Origin of the sequence: Chlorobaculum parvum NCIB 8327 (assembly GCF_000020505.1) — a bacterium.
In the GTDB taxonomy this organism is placed as follows: Bacteria; Bacteroidota; Chlorobiia; order Chlorobiales; family Chlorobiaceae; genus Chlorobaculum; species Chlorobaculum parvum_A.
In genome coordinates this window covers 2,167,678-2,187,066 of sequence record NC_011027.1, presented here as the reverse complement: position 1 = coordinate 2,187,066, position 19,389 = coordinate 2,167,678, and the positions used below count along the sequence as shown (strand labels likewise).

20 protein-coding genes are annotated in these 19,389 nt (G+C 54.6%); 6 read left to right on the top strand and 14 right to left on the bottom strand.

From position 1 onward, the window contains the following. Positions 1-21 precede the first annotated feature (21 nt). The 11 genes from CPAR_RS10060 to tsaD all read right to left on the bottom strand — a co-directional run bounded on the left by CPAR_RS10060 (position 22) and on the right by tsaD (position 9,886). A complete protein-coding gene (locus CPAR_RS10060) occupies positions 22-297 on the bottom strand; it encodes a SemiSWEET transporter (RefSeq protein ID WP_012503206.1) in 276 nt (91 codons plus the stop codon). 136 nt (positions 298-433) lie between these two features. Next, a complete protein-coding gene (locus CPAR_RS10055) occupies positions 434-760 on the bottom strand; it encodes a c-type cytochrome (RefSeq protein WP_012503205.1) in 327 nt (108 codons plus the stop codon). A gap of 165 nt (positions 761-925) precedes the next feature. Then, positions 926-1,342, bottom strand: a complete 417-nt coding sequence (locus CPAR_RS10050; RefSeq protein ID WP_012503204.1) for a c-type cytochrome — start codon at positions 1,340-1,342, stop codon at positions 926-928. A 177-nt stretch (positions 1,343-1,519) separates the two neighbouring features. Next, positions 1,520-2,941, bottom strand: coding sequence for a B12-binding domain-containing radical SAM protein (locus CPAR_RS10045; RefSeq protein WP_012503203.1), 1,422 nt, complete (start codon positions 2,939-2,941; stop codon positions 1,520-1,522). A 75-nt stretch (positions 2,942-3,016) separates the two neighbouring features. After that, complete coding sequence (locus tag CPAR_RS10040; RefSeq protein WP_012503202.1) at positions 3,017-4,156, bottom strand: pyridoxal-phosphate-dependent aminotransferase family protein; 1,140 nt, start codon at positions 4,154-4,156, stop codon at positions 3,017-3,019. Between the two features lie 273 nt (positions 4,157-4,429). After that, on the bottom strand, positions 4,430-5,119 hold the full coding sequence (locus CPAR_RS10035) for an outer membrane protein (RefSeq protein ID WP_012503201.1): 690 nt from the start codon (positions 5,117-5,119) through the stop codon (positions 4,430-4,432). Positions 5,120-5,363: 244 nt separating this feature from the next. Further along, the gene (locus CPAR_RS10030; protein WP_012503200.1) at positions 5,364-6,029 is read right to left on the bottom strand and encodes an outer membrane protein; all 666 of its coding nucleotides are present in this window, start codon (positions 6,027-6,029) and stop codon (positions 5,364-5,366) included. Between the two features lie 253 nt (positions 6,030-6,282). Then, on the bottom strand, positions 6,283-6,930 hold the full coding sequence (locus CPAR_RS10025; protein ID WP_041466370.1) for an outer membrane protein: 648 nt from the start codon (positions 6,928-6,930) through the stop codon (positions 6,283-6,285). A 325-nt stretch (positions 6,931-7,255) separates the two neighbouring features. Continuing rightward, complete coding sequence (gene carA, locus CPAR_RS10020) at positions 7,256-8,356, bottom strand: glutamine-hydrolyzing carbamoyl-phosphate synthase small subunit (protein WP_012503198.1); 1,101 nt, start codon at positions 8,354-8,356, stop codon at positions 7,256-7,258. 9 nt (positions 8,357-8,365) lie between these two features. Beyond that, positions 8,366-8,722: a preprotein translocase subunit YajC gene (gene yajC / locus CPAR_RS10015; protein WP_012503197.1), complete on the bottom strand. Its 357-nt coding sequence runs from the start codon at positions 8,720-8,722 to the stop codon at positions 8,366-8,368. 108 nt (positions 8,723-8,830) lie between these two features. Continuing rightward, the gene (gene tsaD / locus CPAR_RS10010; protein ID WP_012503196.1) at positions 8,831-9,886 is read right to left on the bottom strand and encodes a tRNA (adenosine(37)-N6)-threonylcarbamoyltransferase complex transferase subunit TsaD; all 1,056 of its coding nucleotides are present in this window, start codon (positions 9,884-9,886) and stop codon (positions 8,831-8,833) included. Between the two features lie 21 nt (positions 9,887-9,907). Here tsaD and CPAR_RS10005 point away from each other — a divergent pair, with 21 nt between their 5' ends. The 3 genes from CPAR_RS10005 (at position 9,908) to CPAR_RS09995 (ending at position 12,064) form a co-directional block, all read left to right on the top strand. After that, entirely contained in the window at positions 9,908-10,135 is a 228-nt protein-coding gene (locus tag CPAR_RS10005; RefSeq protein WP_012503195.1) for a hypothetical protein, read from the top strand. Positions 10,136-10,315: 180 nt separating this feature from the next. Further along, complete coding sequence (locus tag CPAR_RS10000; protein WP_012503194.1) at positions 10,316-10,603, top strand: hypothetical protein; 288 nt, start codon at positions 10,316-10,318, stop codon at positions 10,601-10,603. A gap of 135 nt (positions 10,604-10,738) precedes the next feature. Beyond that, positions 10,739-12,064 (top strand): Clp protease N-terminal domain-containing protein, encoded by a 1,326-nt coding sequence (locus CPAR_RS09995; RefSeq protein ID WP_012503193.1) that lies wholly within the window; start codon positions 10,739-10,741, stop codon positions 12,062-12,064. A 287-nt stretch (positions 12,065-12,351) separates the two neighbouring features. Here the strand turns inward: CPAR_RS09995 and CPAR_RS09990 are convergent, their stop codons facing one another. Beyond that, entirely contained in the window at positions 12,352-13,281 is a 930-nt protein-coding gene (locus CPAR_RS09990) for an OstA-like protein (protein WP_232203905.1), read from the bottom strand. A gap of 87 nt (positions 13,282-13,368) precedes the next feature. Here CPAR_RS09990 and CPAR_RS09985 point away from each other — a divergent pair, with 87 nt between their 5' ends. The 3 genes from CPAR_RS09985 to CPAR_RS09975 all read left to right on the top strand — a co-directional run bounded on the left by CPAR_RS09985 (position 13,369) and on the right by CPAR_RS09975 (position 16,765). Then, positions 13,369-14,436 (top strand): UDP-N-acetyl glucosamine 2-epimerase, encoded by a 1,068-nt coding sequence (locus CPAR_RS09985; RefSeq protein WP_012503191.1) that lies wholly within the window; start codon positions 13,369-13,371, stop codon positions 14,434-14,436. Between the two features lie 312 nt (positions 14,437-14,748). Then, a complete protein-coding gene (locus CPAR_RS09980) occupies positions 14,749-15,450 on the top strand; it encodes a response regulator transcription factor (protein WP_198002622.1) in 702 nt (233 codons plus the stop codon). 127 nt (positions 15,451-15,577) lie between these two features. Then, positions 15,578-16,765 (top strand): enterotoxin (HBL), encoded by a 1,188-nt coding sequence (locus CPAR_RS09975; protein ID WP_198002621.1) that lies wholly within the window; start codon positions 15,578-15,580, stop codon positions 16,763-16,765. Positions 16,766-17,392: 627 nt separating this feature from the next. Here the strand turns inward: CPAR_RS09975 and CPAR_RS09970 are convergent. Further along, the gene (locus CPAR_RS09970; RefSeq protein ID WP_012503188.1) at positions 17,393-18,214 is read right to left on the bottom strand and encodes a metallophosphoesterase; all 822 of its coding nucleotides are present in this window, start codon (positions 18,212-18,214) and stop codon (positions 17,393-17,395) included. Between the two features lie 11 nt (positions 18,215-18,225). Continuing rightward, positions 18,226-19,324, bottom strand: a protein-coding gene (gene prfB, locus CPAR_RS09965) for a peptide chain release factor 2 (protein WP_198002620.1) whose coding sequence is annotated in 2 segments (ribosomal slippage) — positions 18,226-19,254 and positions 19,256-19,324 — 1,098 coding nt in all. Because the reading frame shifts where the segments join, the coding sequence is not laid out codon by codon here. Positions 19,325-19,389: the final 65 nt, after the last annotated feature.

Below are 19,389 nucleotides of genomic sequence, written 5' to 3'. Positions count from 1 at the left end.
CTGGGGATATTGCAGATTGGGTTATTTCTCGCCGGTATCGGTGCTGTCCTGATACCGGAGTTTGATAAAGAGAATGACCAGCAGCAGGAGCAGCGTGATGCCGTTGGCTGAAATCATGGGAACACTTTGCTTGGCGACGCCGTAACAGAGCCAGAAGAAGACGCCAGCAGTCATAGTTGCCGCCCAGGTCAGGCTGATGTCACGGGCCTGGCGTGTACGGATCAGTTGCATTGCCTGGGGAAGAAAGGCTACGGTGGTGAGGATGCCTGCCGCGTAGCCGAGATATTCACTGTCCATGAATCGTTCCGCTTGGTGAGCTCTTTGTGTTCGATGAGAATGAAGATAAAAAATAATCGGCTCACCGGAGGGGCAAGCGCTTGAAAACAAAAAACGGGAGTTGCCTCCCGTTTTCTGCTCTATACAGAGATATGGCTTATTTGCTCTGGCCGACCATGTAGGCCACAGCGTTGCCGACCTGAGCGTCGGTCAGTTTCGGGTTGCCGCCTTTAGCCGGCATCATGCCTTTGGTGCCTTTGTAGCCTTTGATCGAATTGGCAACCATGACATTCATTCCTTTGGCGATGTGAGGTGCCCATGCAGCTTTATCGCCGACTTTAGGAGCGCCCATCATGCCGGTTTTGTGGCACATGGCGCAGCTTGCATCATAGGTGGCTTTGCCTGCAGCAGCATCGTAAGCGAAAGCATTGCCCGAGATCAGGAGCGCAGCTCCGACGAGGGCGGCGGAAACAAAACGGGACATAGTTCTTTCTCCGTTGAGGATTTGTTATATGAGCGAATAGTTATCTATCGATACCTATTTTATCAATTTGATCGCAGACCTCCAAATTTATTCGATAAGGGGGCTGGCGCTCAAAATGCGTGAAGCCGGGCTTGCCGGCTTCACATAACGTATGGAAGCATCCGTTTACTGGACCCCGTGCACCATGTAATCCACGGCGCTCTTGATCTGTTCGTCGGTCAGCTCCGGATGTCCGCCTTTTGCGGGCATACCGCCGAATCCTTCGATGGTGTTCTTCATGACGGCATCCATGCCCTGTGCAAGGCGGGGTTCCCAGGCGGTCTTGTCGCCCGGTTTCGGGGCATTCATCATGCCGCTGTCGTGGCACATGGCACAGTTGGCAGTATAAATCTCTTTGCCGGCAGCCAGTTCGGGAGAGAGCTCTTCAGCCGGGGCAGCAGCCTCTTCAGCCGGAGCAGCAGCTTCTTCCTTGGGATTCTGGGCTTCTTTGATCTCGTCGGCTAATTTTGCCGGTGGTTTTTCCAGGCCGCAGCCGCCGAGGACGATGAACCCGAGCGTAAGTAGGGGCAGAAAACGTTTCATGTTGACCTCCTTGAAAATTTATCGGTGTTGACTTTGGGGTATGTCGAGTAAAATAAATCAAACTTCATTTTAATCATAATCCATCGCCGCTCAAAATGTTCAGCATCGTTTTTTGTGTCGCATTATCGTTTTGTTTGTGAGATTGATAAGTGACGTCATTTCCGTAAGCGACCTCCGTCACGCGCTGCGCAGGATTTCGAGTTGCTTTCGCAGGTCATTTCTCGACAGGCGATAAAGGTGCGTGTAGAAGAGGTTGAAGAAGAGCACGGCGGCGTTGATGCCCGGCGCGTCGATGCCCCGCCGGATGGCGTTGCCAATGTTGAACACTTTGCGGGTCAGCTCGGAGTAGCTTTCGATGAACTCCGGTAGCGGGATGTTTTTCGGGCGATAGAGCATCTCCTGACCGAAGGTGTAACGGAACGCCGTCAGGTCGTCGGCGTCGAAGAGCAACCGACCCTCCTCCCGGAGCCGATCGAACACTTTCGTGCCGGGAATGGGGCGCAAGGTGTTGATGCCGGGCACGTCGAGCCGGGTTTCCTGGATGAAGTCGAGAATGGCTGCGGGGGTGGCGAGCGTGTCGCCGTCGAGGCCGTAGATGAAGCTTCCGTAAAGACAGATGCCGCTCTGTCGGATCGCGCGGATGTTGCCCGCCAGCTCTTCCGTGCGGTTTTGCGTTTTGCGGTGTGCGCTACGACTCGACGGTTCGATGCTTTCGATGCCGACGAGGAGCGCCCGGCAGCCGGAGCGGGCGAAGGTGTCGAGCAGTTCCGGTTGCTGGCCGAGCGCCGTGGTCGCCTGGCCGAACCAGGAGATGTTGAGGGGAATCAGCTTGCTGAACAGCTCCTGCGCGAAGAGCGGATCGCCGTTGATGGAGTCGTCAACGAAAAAGAAAATGCGCTTGTCGTCGCGACTGAAGCGACGCACCTCATCGACGATGTGTTCGATTTTCCGCTGACGGAGCACGCGGCCGTTGAGCACGTGCACGTTGCAGAAGTCGCACTGATAGGGGCAACCGCGGCCGGTTTGCACGAGGTTGGTGGTGAAGTAGCGACTCTGTTTCAGGGATGCGCGGCTGACCGGGCGGTGGAGCGAAAGGTCGGGAACGGTGTCGGCGCGGTACTCCGGTTTCAGTGTTCCGGCGGTCAGGTCTCGGAGCACGTCGGCCCAGAGGTCGTCCGCTTCGCCGTGCACGAGTGAGTCGGCATGAGGTCGGCATGAGTCGGGGAACATGGTGACGTGCGGCCCGCCGAGAACTACCGGAATACCGTGCTTTCGCAGGCGGTCGGCCAGCTCGAATGCCTTGGCAACCATGCCGGTCTGGACGCTGATGCCGACCAGGTCCCACTTGCGGTCAAAGGGGAACTCCTCGAAGCGGAGATCGCAGATGGTCTGCTCCACGCCGGGTACTTCGATCGAGGCGAGAATCATCAGGGCCAACGGGGGAATGGCGAACTGCGTCCGCTTGATGAGACTTCCGATGCCCTTGTCGAGCAACCGCTTCAGACTGGATGGCTCGGCGTCACCGTAGATCGACTTTGCTCCATCAACGCCGCCTTCGGAGGCCAGAAAGACCAGCGCAACCTGTTTGTTCATTGCCATCAGGGCACCTCTGTTTTTCTCGTGAGCGGTTCTCCGGCAAATGTGCGCCGGAGAACGAACGTTCGACTCTGGTGCTTAAGCTTCGAGGAAGGCCTGCTGCACAGCAGTGATGCCAGCTCCGTGCTCGAAGGGAATGCCCATCATGCTGAACGTGCGTTCCAGCCCGCCAAGCATGGTAAGCATGTCGAGCTCGTCGTAATAGCCCAGATGGGAAATCCGGAAGATTTTGCCCTTGAAGTCGTCCTGTCCGGCGGCCACCGTGATGCCGTTTTCAATCTTCAGGGTGTTGTTGAACTGCTTCCAGTCCGCCCCTTCGGGCAGCCACACCGCCGTAACGGCGTAAGACGGCGACTCACTGAACAGCTCCATGCCGAGTGCCTGGCAGCCGAGCCGGCACGCTTCTGCAAGCTGCTCGTGCCGTTTCCAGACGTTTTCGATGCCTTCGGCGCGCACCATCTGCAATGCTTCGTCGAGGCCGATGATGAGCGACACTGCCGGGGTGAACGGGGTGTCGTTGCCCGCGTGCGACTTGAGCGCTTTTTTCAGGCTCAGGTAGTACTGCGGCAGCCCCTTGCGGTTGTTGATCACGTCCTGCGCGCGCTCCGAAATGGCCACCAGCGCCAGGCCCGGCGGCATCATCAGCCCCTTCTGCGAGCCGGTGATGCAGATGTCCGCACCCCAGTCGTCGAAACGGAACTCGTGCGCGCCGATCGCCGTGATGCCATCGACGAGAATCAGTGCGTCGGAGTGCTCGTGGATAGCGGCGCAGAGCGCTTTCACATCCGAAGCCGTGCCGGTCGAGGTCTCCGAGTGGGTGATGCATACGCCCATCGCACCCGGATGTTCCTTCAGCAGCTCGACCATGCGTTCCGTCGTAATGGCCGAACCCCACGCGACCTTCTCTTCGACGCAGTTGCCGGTGAAGATGCGCGCCAGCTCGCCCCACCGTTCACCGAACTTGCCACCGTTGACAGTGATGACCTTGTCGCCTCGGGTGAACAGGCTCGAAATGGCTGCTTCCATGCCGCCTGTGCCGGAACAGGTCATCACCACGACCGGCTGGGTGGTTCTGAACAGGTACTGCAAGTCCTGGTGCACCCGCTCAAGAATCTCCATGAATTCAGGATTCCGGTGGTGGATGATCGGCGCAGCCATGCGAAGCATGACGTTTTCCGGTACCGGCGTCGGCCCCGGCGTGAAGAGTCGTTTTTTCATGAACCAAGCGTTGCCAGTGAGGCGTCTTTGTGTTTGATGGTGAAACCCGGTCGCAGCGAACCGCTCGAAGTGGCGGCAATGCAATCGAAAATCGATCGGAAACAAGATCGCAATATAAACATTTGAGCCGTTAAACCGGTGGGCTGGTTTGGGCTGATTCTGATGGCCGTGCTGTGCTGGCCGGTGATTTGAGAGGGGGATGATCGGGATGTGCATAAAAAAGCCGGAAGCGTAATGCTCCCGGCTTTTGCTTTTCATGTTGGGTTTTCCAGCTCAGAAGTTAAATCTGAGGCCAAGCATGACGTTGTGAACCGCCCACTTGTAAACATCGTTACCATCAGGACCGAATTTATTCGGCTTCAGGTAGCGGTATCCCAGATCGAGCGTCGTGCATTCGGAGACTTTGACGCCAAGTCCTGCGCCGACCTGCCACGCGAAGACGTCATCACTCTCATCGCTTGGCATGCCAACATGTGCCCAACCGGCACCAGCCATGATGTATGGCGAGACGTCCGAACCGGTGTTGATATCGTAGTAGGCATTAGCCATCACGGTCAGCAGGGAGATATCGATATCATCTTCGCTATCGGCAATATCGTGGCTCTGGTATCCGACGGCCGCTTCAAGCCTGGCATCACCGAAATCGTAACCGATCGCGCCATTCAGGGCAAGGCCGTTCTCCATATCGATTTTGCCGTCTGTGGGGTAGCCATTCGTTGGCTGGCTAATCACCGGAGCCTTAATATCTTCAGGAATGCCAATGCCAGCGGAGATGCTGATGTACGGGCCAGGTTCACAGGTGTCTACCACTGGCGCAGGAGCCGGAGCCGGTGGCGGCGGCGGAGGTGGCGTGTAGCGGATCGGTGCAGGTTCGGGAGCACTGGTGCCGTTGGCGAAAGCGGTCCCGCTGGCGCCAGCAAGCAGCAACACACCAAGCGTTGCCATTCTTGTGATCTGTTTCATTGTTGTTTCCATTTGGTTGTGATTGATGGTACGGGAAGCACTGAAAATCTGCTTTCAAAAAGAACACTCTTTTATTTTATCGAAACTTATCAAAAAAAAGCATTTCAAAGAAGCTGTAATGTGGTTGACTGTAAGCAGAATGAAACTCAGCATTCTGATCGGGGAAAATCTTGAGAGGACGTAAACAAAAAAAACCGGAAGCAACGATTGCTTCCGGTTTTTTGTCGATGATCGATTTGTTGGGTCAGAAGTTAAATCTGAGACCGAGCATGATGTTATGGACAGCCCATTTCACATCTCCAATGTTACGCTCATTGGTCTCGAATTTATTCGGCCTCAGGTAGCGGTATCCGAGATCAAGCGTTGTGCAGTCGGCGATTTTAAAGCCAAGTCCTGCGCCGACCTGCCATGCAAAGACGTCATCACTCTCATCGGACGGCATGCCGATATGAGCCCATCCGGCACCAGCCATGAGATACGGTGTGATGTCCGAGCCAGTGTCGATGTCATAATAAGCGTTGGCCATAACGGTCAGCAGAGAAAGATCGTCATCACCATACTTAAAGTCATGTTTCTGATAGCCGACAGCGGCCTCAAGTCTGGCGTCTCCGAAATCGTAACCAAGCGCGCCATTCAGGGCAATGCCGTTATCCATTTCATCTTCACCGCTGTATTGGGTTTCGGCATTTTCGGGAATACCAAGGCCCGCTGATATACTGATGTACGCGCCAGGCTCACAGGTGTCCACCACTGGGGCTGGTGCAGGAGCTGGGGCCGGCGGTGGCGGCGGTGGTGGCATGTAACGGATTGGCTCAGGCTCAGGGGCACTGGTGCCATTAGCAAATGCGGTGCCGGTGGCACCAGCCAGCAGCAACACGCCAAGCGTTGCCATTCTTGTGATCTGTTTCATTGTTGTTTCCGTTTGGTTGTGGTGGACGGTACTGCGTAAATCACTGCAAATCAGGTTTTAAAAACGAGTACTGCTGGAATGGCTTCTACTGAAACTTATCAAAAAAAAGAGTTCAAGAAAAAACCGTAATGTGCCGGATTTGACAGAAGAGTGGCACTCATCATTCAGGTCGCGAAAACGCGTAGAGGGCGTAACAAAAAACCGGAAGCAATCGCTGCCTCCGGTTTTTTTGCGATGATCGATTTTGCTTGCATCAGAAGTTATACCTGAGCCCAAGCATGATGTTGTGAACAGCCCATTTGGTATTATCACCTTCACCAAGATCGAATTTATTCGGCCTCAGGTAGCGGTATCCCAAGTCAAGCGTTGTGCAGTCGGCGACTTTAAAGCCAAGCCCTGCACCGACCTGCCATGCAAAGACGTCATCACTCTCATCCCAGGAAGAGTCGACATGTGCCCAGCCAGCACCAGCCATCAGGTAAGGTGTGATGTCTGAACCTGTGTCGATGTCATAATAGGCGTTAGCCATGACGGTTAGCAGAGAAAGATCGTCATCATAGTTCTTAAAATCATGTTTCTGATAGCCTACAGCGGCTTCAAGTCTGGTATCTCCGAAATCATACCCGATTGCACCATTCAGTGCGAGGCCGGTCTCCATCTCATACTTGTAGCCGTCAAAATTGGACTTTTCAGGGATGCCGATGCCGATCGATCCACTGATATACGCTCCAGGCTCGCAGGTGTCTACAACTGGTGCAGGAGCGGGAGCCGGTGGTGGCGGAGGAGGCATGTAGCGCATTGGTTCGGGCTCAGGGGCGCTCGTTCCGTTGGCAAGTGCTGTGCCGCTAACGCCTGCGAGCAGGAACACGCCAAGCGTTGCCATTCTTGTGATCTTTTTCATAGCTGTTTCCATTTGGTTGTGGTGGATTGGTACTACGTAAATCATTGAGAATCTGTTGTAAGAGGTCTCTGTGTTCTTTTGAGCACTTTTTGAAAACAGGTTCTTTTGTAATGGTTTAGTAAAAATGACAGGGTGTTTTCAATGAAACTCATCAACAAACTTAGAACAAGGTAAATGTCGCCAGAGTTCCCTGATGTGTTTTTTTTGAGTGTTATGTGGATATATAAAATAATCTCTTGAAATGCGGAACCGGGCGTTCGTAGAAGAATATGGGGGATTTACCGGTGGGGATTGTCTGGATGGAATCCCCACCGGTAAGTACAGGTCAGTTTTTTGCAGCGTCCATCAGTTCGGTGAACTCCTTGAACAGGTAGTGCGAGTCGTGCGGGCCGGGGGCGGCTTCGGGGTGATATTGCACCGAGAAGCAGGGTAACTCCCGATGCCTGACTCCCTCGACGGTGAGGTCGTAGAGGTTCTTGTGGGTCAGTTCAAGGTCGCCGGGAAGCGTGTCCATCTCGACCGCAAACCCGTGGTTCTGCGAGGTGATTTCGATGGTGCTGTTCATGAGGTTCTTGACCGGATGGTTCGCGCCGTGGTGGCCGAACTTGAGCTTGTAGGTCTTCGCGCCAAAGGCCAGCGACAGCAGCTGGTGGCCGAGGCAGATGCCGAAGATCGGCAGCTTGCTGTTGCGAGCGGCCAGCTCTCGGATGGTGTCGATGGCGTAGGTTACGGCGAACGGATCGCCGGGGCCGTTGGAGAGGAAGACCCCGTCGGGATTCAGTGCGAGTACCTCTTCGGCGGTGGTTTTAGCGGTGACCACCGTGACGCGGCATCCCTCGGCTTTGAGCTGGCGAAGGATGTTGGTCTTGATGCCGTAGTCGAAAGCGACGACGTGGTAGCTCGCCTCTTCGTTGTCCACCGTGTAGCTCGCGTCGGTCGTGACGGTGCTCACCAGATCGAGACCGGTCATTTCGGGGATGGCGAGCGCTTTTGCTTTCAGCGCCTCGACATCGTCGGTCAGGGTTGAGATGACGCCGCGCATGGCGCCCTTCTCGCGAATCTCCCGTACCAGCTTGCGGGTATCGATGCCAGCAAGACCCATCACCCCGGCCTCTTTGAGCGTTTCGTCGAGGCTGCGGGTCGATTCGAAGTTGCTGTAGACGTTCGAGGCTTCGCGCACGATGAGCGCTGATGCCCAGATTTTTGATGACTCGTTATCGTTCGGCGTGATGCCGTAGTTGCCGATGAGCGGGTAGGTCATAACGACCATCTGCCCGGCGTAGGACGGATCGGTAAGAATCTCCTGATACCCGGTCAGCGAAGTGTTGAAGACCACCTCACCGGAGGCCTCGGAGGTGTGCCCGAAGGCGGTTCCGCGATAGATCGAACCGTTTTCGAGAACCAGAATTGCGGGTGTTTCCTGCATCGATTCCTGTTACTCCTTTGGGGCGAGCTTGTCGCCGGTTTCCTGTTTTTCAGTGTTGGCGATTGCCGAACGCTCGAACTTGATCTTGAGATTATCGGCAACCTGTACAAGAACCGTTTTTTTCTCCGTATCGATCCCGGCAACCGTACCGTGAATGCCCCCGATGGTAACGATTTTGTCGCCGCGCTTGATATCATCAAGCAGCTTTTCACGCTCTTTCTGTTTTTTCTGCTGCGGGCGGATCATGAAGAAGTAGAAAACAACGAAAATCAGAACGAGCGGTACGAGTTGAACAAAGGGATTCGGAGCAGGTCCACCGGTCGTTGGCGGAGCGAAGAGCATCAGGGCAAGGATGGTGTCGTACATGGCTAATGGCTTGCGGTTGGTAATCGTGACTTGGCCTTCAGGACAGCGTTTCGGCTGTTCCCGGGCACTTTTTTTCGACTTTCAAGATAATTTATTTCCCGAACTATTTCAACGAGTGCCTTTGCCTGCCGCTTTGAAGCGAGCAAAGGGGGCGACGCCGTAAGAGTTTTCCCTGTAACGGCCACGCGCCATCATCAGTTGCGCCATGGTGGCGATCATGGCGGCGTTGTCGGTCGAGTAGGTCGCTTTGGGAATGAACAGGTCGAGACCGTGCTTGTTGCAGGCCGCCTGCATCGCCGAACGCAGGCCGGAGTTGGCGCTCACGCCGCCCGCCACTGAAACCGCGCCGACTTTGTGCAGCAGCGCAGCGGCGATAGTTTTTTCGACCAGCACGCTCACGATGGCGTCCTGAATCGAGGCGGCGAGGTCGGTTTGATGCTGCCGGGCGAACTCCGCGTCATGACCTTCGAGCCAGGTGCGCACCGAGGTCTTGAGGCCGGAGAAGCTGAAATCGAAGTTGCCGCGGTAGCTTTTGCTGGTTTGCGAGCTGGAGGTCAGTGCGCGCGGGAAGCGGTGGAACTTCGGATCGCCGTCGCGTGCGAGCCGGTCGATCACCGGGCCGGCGGGATAGCCGAGGCCAAGCATCTTGCCGGTCTTGTCGAACGCCTCGCCCGCCGCGTCGTCGATCGTGCGGCCGATCACCTCGTAATCGAGATTCTGACGGACGACCGACAGGAGCGTGTGCCCGCCCGAAACAGTCAGCGAAACAAAGTCGCCATCCGGCGATTTATGGCCGGGTTCGTCGCTGATGAAGGGGGAGAAGATGTGCGCTTCGACGTGGTTGACCGGCACGAACGGCTTGCCGAGCGCAAAGGCCATTCCCTCGGCGAAGCAGAGGCCCACCATTACCGCACCGATCAGCCCCGGGCCGGCGGTGGCGGCTATGACATCGAGGTCGTTTTTTGCTATATTTGCTTCGGTTATGGCGGCTTCGACAATCGAAACGATCAGCCGCTCATGCTCGCGTGAAGCCAGTTCGGGCACCACGCCGCCGAAATCGGTGTGGCAGCGTTGAGAGCTGACGACATTCGACCGAACCGTTCCGTCGCTAAGGACGGCGGCCGAGGTTTCGTCACAACTGGTTTCTATCCCTAAAATGTTCATCGCACAAAGAATGAGAATCTTATGGCCAAAAGTAAGAAAGAGGAGAAGAATAGCAAACCGCGCGTTAAGATCAGCTTTTTAAAGGCGTTGTTCATCCTGATCGGGGCGGATCTCATTCTGCTGTTTGCGCCGAAGTACGGGATGCTCAACGGCGCCTTCATCATCGGCGATGCGATTGGCTGGTCGGCGCTTGTTATCGGTCTGGTTCTGCTGGTGCTTGGCTTCAAAGGTGTGTATCGGAAAGAGTGACAAGGTGGGGCATTGTTATCAGCATCGCACCGTGAGCTGATTTCCGCTTGTCGGGCCGAAAAAGCTCCTGGGGCTTGCGTATGGCAACTTGATCGAAAGATTCTTAAATTACCGCATGATGGGGCCGTAGTTGCCTCACCACTTTTTTTATCCAATTTACCAGAAGCAAATCGGAGCGATATGGAGCAGCACGAAACGGGACAGAAGATCCTCGACCCACTCGAACGGGCCAAACTTGGCCTGAAGGTTTTCAATCTGCCCTACAGCCAGGCCGAAGCCCTCATTGATGAGTACGTTCGGGGCAAGAACTACGACCAGGCCAGCGTTGATTATTTCAAGGATCAGGTGGCAACCCAGATCCATATTCGCGAGAAGGGGGCCGACCTTCTGGTTACGGGCGGTGAGATCGTCAAACTCATTGCGGGTTCGGTTATGAAGAACCTGCCGAAGAGCATCGATCGCAGCTGACCGGTTCCGGATTGCCTGCGGGTAACGTTTTGACTTTTTTTGTGGTTATAGGTAACACGTGGTGGCATAGGGGCTTGCGCCCTGTTGCCGCCGGAGTGAAGGCATAACCGAACAAAAAGCAAGACACGATTCACCATGCATTTCGATCCGAATAAATTCACTGTCAAGGCACAGGAAGCGCTTCAGGCTGCAGCCGTGATGGCTGGCAGCAAGCAGAACCAGCAGGTCGAGCCGGAACATCTGCTTAGCGTCATGCTTGGCGACAACGATAACATCGCCTGCCAGATCGCCCGAAAACTCGAAGCTCCCATCGATATGCTGCTCGATGTTATCGACCGGGAAATCGACCGCATTCCCAAAGTGACCGGTGCTTCTGCGTCCGGCCAGTACATCTCCGCTGATCTCGGCAAGGTGTTCGATGTGGCGCTCAAGGAGGCCGAGCAGCTCAAAGACGAGTACATCAGCTCCGAGCACCTCTTCATCGCCATGAGCGAGGCGGGGGTCAAGGTCTCCAAAATGCTGAAGGACGCGGGTGTCGACCGCAACGCCATTCTCAAGGTGCTGACCTCCTTCCGCGGCTCGCAGCGAGTGACCAGCCAGACCGCCGAAGATCAGTACAACTCCCTCAAGAAATATTCCCGCAACCTGAACGACCTGGTGCGCAAGGGCAAGCTCGATCCGGTCATCGGCCGTGACGACGAAATCCGTCGCGTGCTCCAGATTCTGAGCCGCCGCACCAAGAACAATCCGGTGCTGATCGGCGAGCCGGGCGTCGGCAAGACGGCCATCGTCGAAGGCATCGCACAGCGCATCGTGGGCGGCGACGTGCCGGAAAACCTCAAGTCCAAGCAGATCGCCGCGCTTGACATCGCTGCGCTGGTGGCGGGCACCAAGTTCCGTGGCGAGTTCGAGGAGCGCCTGAAGGCACTGGTCAAGGAGGTGCAGGCCTCCGATGGCGAGGTGATCCTTTTCATCGACGAACTGCATCTGCTCGTAGGCGCGGGTTCCGCCGAAGGCTCGATGGACGCGGCCAACATTCTCAAGCCGGCGCTGGCCCGCGGCGAGTTGCGCTGCATCGGCGCGACCACGCTCGACGAGTACCGCAAGCACATCGAAAAGGATGCGGCGCTCGAACGGCGCTTCCAGACGGTCATCGTCGATCAGCCGAGCGTTGAGGACACGGTATCGATTCTGCGCGGCCTGAAGGAGAAGTACGAAATTCACCACGGCGTGCGTATCAAGGACGCCGCGCTGGTGGCTGCCGCGGAGCTGTCGAACCGTTACATCGCAGACCGCTTTTTGCCCGACAAGGCGATCGACCTGATCGACGAGGCATCCTCGCGCCTGAGGCTTGAAATCGACAGCGAACCGGAAGAGCTCGACCGCATCAATCGCGAACTTCGCCGCCTCGAAATCGAACGCGAAGCACTCAAGCGCGAACTCGAAGCCAGCGGCGGGTGAAAATCTTTGTTGCTGCTCTCGCCATGGGAGCGCGAACCTTTGAGATAACTATGACAGCAAGTTGGAGCTCGTTCTGACTTGCTGTCATAGTTATGATCTAAAGTTACATGTGGGAATGTACTGACTCGATGTTCTTTTGATCTTTGGTGGTATGGTGGATTTGGGCGCCTATGGAAAAGCACTTCCGTATCGATTAGAGCAAGAGTGGGTTCGCAAAGGTGTCAACGATACCTAAAAAGCTTTGGGGAAGGCCCAGCCGACTTGCATCTCAGAATGGGAGCTATGTTCTAATCTTGACCTTTTTGGTCGCTATGGGGCTCGAAAACCGGACGCTCCTTGTCGCGCAGCCTGAAGCCCGGCAGGTCGATCTCCCGACTTTCCCGCATCGAGTTCGGATACTCCTTACCGAGCGGGTTTCCGGTGGTCAGAATCCGGCTCAACTTGCCTTCGACAAAGAACATCCGAATTTTAGCGCCGGAGGTGTAGTTCGCTCCCGTGGGCTGCTGCTTTTCGTCGTAGAGGTGGTACAGGCTCTGCGCCTTCTCCGTCGCCGTGACGTTCTTCAGGCGAGAGCGCTCGTCAAGCCGGGCCAGCAGCCGCCGGGCCGAGAGCTGGTCGTAGGTTAAGGGGGAGGTTGCGAGCGTGTCTTTAGTGGCAAGGAAGGCGTGGCCGCGCACCTCGAGTTCGTCCGCCCGCTTCCTGCCGTCAATTTCGCGCAGGTGCACCCGGATGGTATCGCCGCTGAGCTGGCGGCCCGGTTGCCACACCACCGCATCGCCGAACAGCCAGAGATTGTCACCAGTCAAATCAACGGTTGCCCGCACCGATTTTGCCGTCAGACTGTCCTCGACCACCCGTCCGCGCACGTTGCCGGAAAGCTCTCCGATCTCTCGACGGGTGTCGTACGTTCCGGTATCGCTACGGGTTTCGAGCGTGTTGTCCCGAATGACGATATGGCCATTCAGGTCGATTCGTTCGTTTTCAAGCCAGTCGGTTGCCCGGTCGCACTCCAGAATTGTCTTGCCGTGCAGGAAGCGCACATTGCCGACCGCCGAGCGGTAGGGGATTACCGCGCCGGATGGACCGCTGGTTTCGCCGCCTTCGATAAAGTCGGCATGTTCGAGGATTGTTTTCTTTTTCCCCGCTGAGGCCGTATTATCCGTCAGGAGCGTTCCCCAGACGGCAAGGGGCAGCATCAGCCACCACGCGGTTTTCACGATCGATCGTTTTGTGTTGTTCATGCGGCTGGGCTTGCGTTTCCTGCGGTTAACGTTCAATCGTTTAATGTACTAAAGCTACCCGGTGTGAAAAAAATTGTCTTGATTGCCCAGGAACGCGCAGCGTTTCTCCATGCGGCTCCGCTTGCCACTGCGCTCAGAAAAAATGGCGTCTTCGAACCGGTGCTCGTAAGGGTTCTCCCTGACGAAGGACGAGCCGAGCATGAAGCCCTCGCCACCGCGCTCGGCCTGTCTGATGCGGTTCGCACGATTTCGGCCAAGCCGGGCTCTCCAGTTGCCGAAACAGCCTCGCTCATGGCTGAGTTCGAGCAAATATTTAAGGAAGTCGAGCCAGATTTCGTGATTCCCGGTGGTCACGACAATGCGTCACTTGCCGGCGCGCTGGTAGCCGCAAAGATGACCATTCCGGTAGTAAGCCTCGATGCTGGCCTGCGCAGTTACGACCGGGCCGAGTCCGAAGAGATCAATCGTCTGGTCATTGATTCGGTCGCTGTGCTCCATTTTGTGAGTGAACACAGCGGCGTTTACAATCTGATGAACGAAGGCTTCGCCGACGAGCGCATTCTTTTTGCAGGCAACACGGCCATCGATAGCCTCGTAACCCTGATTAGTCAGGTCGATGTTGCCGATGTGCTCAAAGCGCACTCCCTTGAACAGAAAAAGTTTGTTACGGTGCTACTCGATATGCCGTTCAGTTCCGAAACCGTTGCCAATCGCGAACTGCTCGGCCGGTTGCTCGAATCGATTGCCACGACTTCGACCATTATCCTTCCAGCTGGTGAACTGAGCGAAGCGTTCGAAGGCGTTCCGGGGCTCAGGGTTATCCCACAACTCGGCTACCTCGAACTATTACAACTGCTTAAAGCTTCAGCTTTTGTGCTGACCGACAGCGCCGAGTTCGAGTCCGAACTGACCGTCATGAACGTTCCGTGCCTCACCATGCGCAAGAGCACAGCAAGACCATCGACCATCGAAATCGGTACCAACGTGCTGGTCGGCAACGACGAGCAGGAAATTCTCGAACGCGCGTCGACCATTCTCTCCGGCAACCCGTCTGTCAGGACGCTGATTCCTGAAAAATGGGATGGTGCAGCCGCTACTCGCGTGGTCGAGGTGCTCGAACAGGCGGTGTGAACCTTTTGAATTAGCTGTCGCTTGCGGTTCCGGATGTTAAGAGCCCGCAAGCCTTTCTCTCTCAGTGCCTTGCTTTTGTAAGATTATATTACAAAGGCACTTCCTCCGTTTTCTGGTTATCGGGATGGCGTCTGCTTTCCTGATTTGTGCTCCCCCCCCAAAAAAAGCGAGAAAATATCAGAAAAAGTGTTCTCGTGAGCTGGTTGAATATCGCTTTATTATTACTTAAATAAGTACTTTTTCCTTGAATTTATTCTTGGGAGACAGTGCAAAATGTTTCGATCTGGTACATCGTTCAATCAGATTATTTTCGTGGACGACGATGCGTCGTTTCGTTCTTTCATACTTAAATACCTTGAACAAAGCGGTTATCCAGTTATCGGAGCCGGCTCCGCTATTGATTTTTACAGGGAATTTGACCGGCAGCCGTACCCCCTTGCCATTATCGATGTCGGTCTGCCCGATCAAAGCGGTCTGGTGATTACAAAGTATATTCGTGAAAATTCTTCGACCCGAATCCTCCTGCTGTCCGGCGATACATCTCAAGAAACTATGATCGCAGGGTACGAGGCGGGGGCCGATCAGGTTCTGACAAAACCTGTTAACTTTCGATTGCTGGATGCTGCGCTTGGTAACCTGATGAAGCGGGCTGTCGGGCAAACGGCCGGTTTATCTGAAGAACTAACAAGCAAAACGGAAGAAGTAAGCAGTTCGCATATCTGGAGACTGCTTACTGAAGGCTGGGCGCTTGTTACTCCCGCTGGGGAAAAGCTGCATCTTACAGGAAAGGAATATGTTTTTATTCACAAACTGGTCGAAACGCCGAGTGTACCGGTATCCCGGACTATTCTGCTTAAAGAGCTCAGCTATCCCCTCGACCAGCATGGCCACCGCTCGCTTGAATCGCTGATCTATCGCCTCCGCAAAAAAATCTCTCCGCTTCTCAATACTCCCATAAAAACGCTCAATGGCGAAGGCTATACATTTACTTCCAGGATTGAAGTCGTAATCTGATATTTTCTGATTGTTCTTTTTTGCTGGGTAATATTGGAAAATGTTAATGAAATTAATTTGAAACATGTGTTTTATTCTAGTGTTATAGCTTTGATATGATTGTTCTTTTTTAGGGATTTTCATTAACATGAAAAATAAGGAGCAAACAATGAGGCTACTCTCAAATGCATTTCGGAATAACGCAATCAAGCTTGCTGGCGCGCAAAACACATACAAATCAAATGTTGTAGCCGTGAATACGGTTATCAATAGTGTTTTGACCTCCCAGCTACCTACTCTCAAGCACTATCCTCCGGACTGGTCAGATTTTTCAACGGCCTACGAGAAAGCAAATGCAGATGCACTGGGATGGGTCAACAACGTTATGGGGCGTTTGTTGGAAGTCCCTGATGATGTCAGAAACTACAATGACATTATTATCGCGCTTCTTGGCGATGCTTCGAGTCAGGCTGCATACTTAACCAAGAATCCTGGCGATAAGACAGCCTTGGCTATCCTGAACAACGATCTTGACCGCCTCACCAGCCAGATGAACCTTGTGACAACCTTCATTGCCGGAGCGATTAACAGTCTGAAAAACTTTCAGGATGTTTTGCCAGATATGGCGACCCAGCTGCAGACCATTGCGACAAAGTCTACAGCTGACTCTCAAGCTGACCAGAAACAGATCGATCAATTGAGGGCCGATATCAAGAAACTTCAGGACGACATCGACTCGCTTACGGCTGAAATTATTGCGATGGGTATTGCTGATGCTGCCGCTATTACGCTCGGAGTCGTAGCGACAATTGTTGCATGGCCGGTGGGTGCTGTGGTGTGGCTTTTCACCGGTCCGGCGATTGCCGTAGCGACAACGGTTATTGCGCTTGATGCTATCCAGATCGACAACGACAAGAACAAGATGGCTGCTGATCAGAAAATGATGAGCGAACTCACGGCCGATGTCGCTACACTGCATTTGCTCACCGATAACTACACCAAGCTGGCCAATCAGTCAAAGGCGATACAGGAGAATCTTCAGGCGGTCCTCGATGCGTGGTTGGTTTTGGAGGACGATGTAAATAATGCTGTGGCCGACATTAAAAAAGCGACTGTTGACGCGAGTACGGCCGACTTCCAGAAAGTGCAGGATGAGCTTAATGATGCCACGATTGAATGGAATGCAGCGTACCAGCAGGCGGGTAATCTTCAGCTCGACCTGAATGTGAACAATGCGCAATTGCAGTTCGGCATGTCTTCCGATCAGGTCAAGAATGCGATGCAAAGTGGTCAGACGATGACGGTCATGGAGTACTATAACAAGGTCGCAGCCTGATTATGCCAAATGGTTGTTTAATATGATAACCTTGACAAATAGCGCATCAAAAGGTGCGCTATTTGTTATTATGGCATTATGGCAAAAAGAGCTTTTTTTGAAGACAAAATGATTTCCCGCTGATGTGTATAAAAAACATAAAAAGCAAAGAGTTTCTATGTTATAAAATATATAACGATAGCCCTCCGGAGACGGGAAGGCTATAGGGAAATCCTCAAGAGAGAAATGTCAAAATGTTGTATTTAGAAAAAAGCCACAATTGTTTTCCCGATTCGTTGATAAATTTTATACCGCTTATGATTTTTGTTATAAGCTGGTGACTGTGTAACCGTTTCTGGTGGAGCCAGGTGTGTTCTGCGAAATTGACGGTTATGTACAGGCTCGTCGTCAAAGGGCCTTGGATACGCGAAGCCATAACGTCGAAAAGCCTGATTCGATAACGTTGGTGCCCCGAATATGTTGCAAATACTATGGTGGAAGGTGAAAGAAGATAAACCGTAAAGCCACATTTTTCAGAAGCGTTTCAGGCGCTTTTGGGTGTTTGATCTCATGGCTATCCTGAAAGCGTTCACAGGTGACGTCAAAATCTTGGGGGCATTGTTCTTCTTTGCGGAAAATTTCTAAAAGCTACAGCTTGTCGTCAATCATGCTTATAACGAACTCGAAAAGCTTTTTTCCTGAAAATTCCCCCATAAAACAGCAGCCATTCAGCTCTTCAAAGCAATCCCTGAACGCTGGTAGAACGGCAAAGTGAGTGCCGTTACGCATGGCTTGGGCAGCGGAGTGGTAGTGCCCGCTCAAGCAGGCGTGGACGTTCGGGTATCGTGACAAGATCGCGACGACCTCTTCGTGATTCCATAGCAGGCCGTGCTTTTCGTCGGTGGTCTCTCCGAGAAGCGGCAGGTGGTTGAAGATGATGACTGGTTCTTCGTTTTTCAGGGCGAGGTCGAGCTCTTTCACGAGCCAGTCGAGCTGGCGGGTGCCGATGGCTCCGCAGTAGAAGGGGGCTTTGACGACGTCTCGGTAGTATTCCAAAAGGTGGCGGTCGGCTTTGTTCTGCGGCTCGTTCACAATTGAAACGTCCATGCCGTCGAGAACGATGAAACGGGTGCCGTGCGAGCTGAAGGTGTAGTAGAGGCTGTCGAGGCCCATGATCGCTTTGTAGCGTTCCGGCGGCACGGCGAGGCAGTGGTTGCCTGCGACGTGATAGACTTTGCCGCTGAAGCGGGCGAGCATGTCGCGCACGGCGATGAGGTCGGCCTCGGCTTCGGGGCCTTCGCGGCTGATGAGGTCGCCAAGCTGGATGACGAACTCCACGCCTTCGCTCGTCCACTTTTCAATGCAGCGTTCGAGACCGGCTTCCGTCTGGTTGCCGGTCTCGGTTTCGGGGTTGTAGTGAATGTCGGTGACGATGCCGAACCGGAGCGTGTCGTGTTTCGTCTCGCTCATGGCATCCTCGTTTATGCGTCGCCGAATTCGGAGAGGTACTTCTGGATGTAGTCGTCGATGTCGCCGTCAAGCACGTTTTCGACATCGAACCGCTCGTAGTTGGTGCGGTGATCCTTGATGCGGCGGTCGTCGAGCACGTAGCTGCGAATCTGGCTGCCCCACTCGATCTTCTTCTTCTTGCCCTCGACCTCGCGCTTCTTTGCTTCTTCCTCTTCGCGCCTGCGCTGGTAGAGCTGCGCCATGAGCATCTTCATCGCCCGTTCGCGGTTCTGAAGCTGCGAGCGCTCCTCCTGGCAGCCGACCACGATGCCCGACGGAATGTGCTTGATGCGCACGGCGGTTTCGACCTTGTTGACGTTCTGGCCGCCCTTGCCGCCGCTGCGGAAGGTGGAGAGTTCGAGATCCTCCTTACGCACTTCGATGTCAACGTCCGGCGGCGCTTCGGGGTAGGTGAAGACGCTGGCGAACGAGGTGTGGCGGCGGGCGTTCGAGTCGTAGGGCGAGACCCGGACGAGCCGGTGCACGCCGTTCTCCGCTTTGAGATAGCCGTAAGCGTAAGGGCCTATAATTTCAAGCGTTGCGGTTTTGATGCCCGCGCCTTCGCCCTCCTGATAGTCGTCGGTGAAGACCTTGAAGCCCTTGCGTTCGGCCCAGCGCATGTACATGCGGTAGAGCATCTCGGCCCAGTCCTGCGCCTCGGTGCCGCCCGCGCCCGCGTGGATGACGATCATGGCGTTGCCCGCGTCGTCCTTGCCGGAGAGCATTTTGCGGAACTCCATTTTGCCCAGCTCCTCCTCGATGCGGTCGAGCGTGGCGTCCAGATCGGATACGAGCGATTCATCCTCAAGCTCGATGGCGATCTCGATCTCCTCGCCTGCATTGTGCGCGGCGGTTTCGACCTCGTCGAATTCGTCAATCCACGACTTGTGCTCTTTCAGCTCCTGAATCAGGGCGTTGGCCGTTTTCTGGTCGTTCCAGAAGTCGGGCGCTGCCGAAATCTTCTCCAGGTCGCTTATTTTCTCTTTGCGTTCATCGATGTTAAAGATACCCCCGTAACTGGTTCAGGCGGTGCTCGATGGCGTGGAGGCGATCTTTTTCGGGGTCAAACATGGTCGTCAAATCAAGATTTGTATAAAAAATGGTTTACCGAATGGTCTTGGAAGGGGCATGGTGCC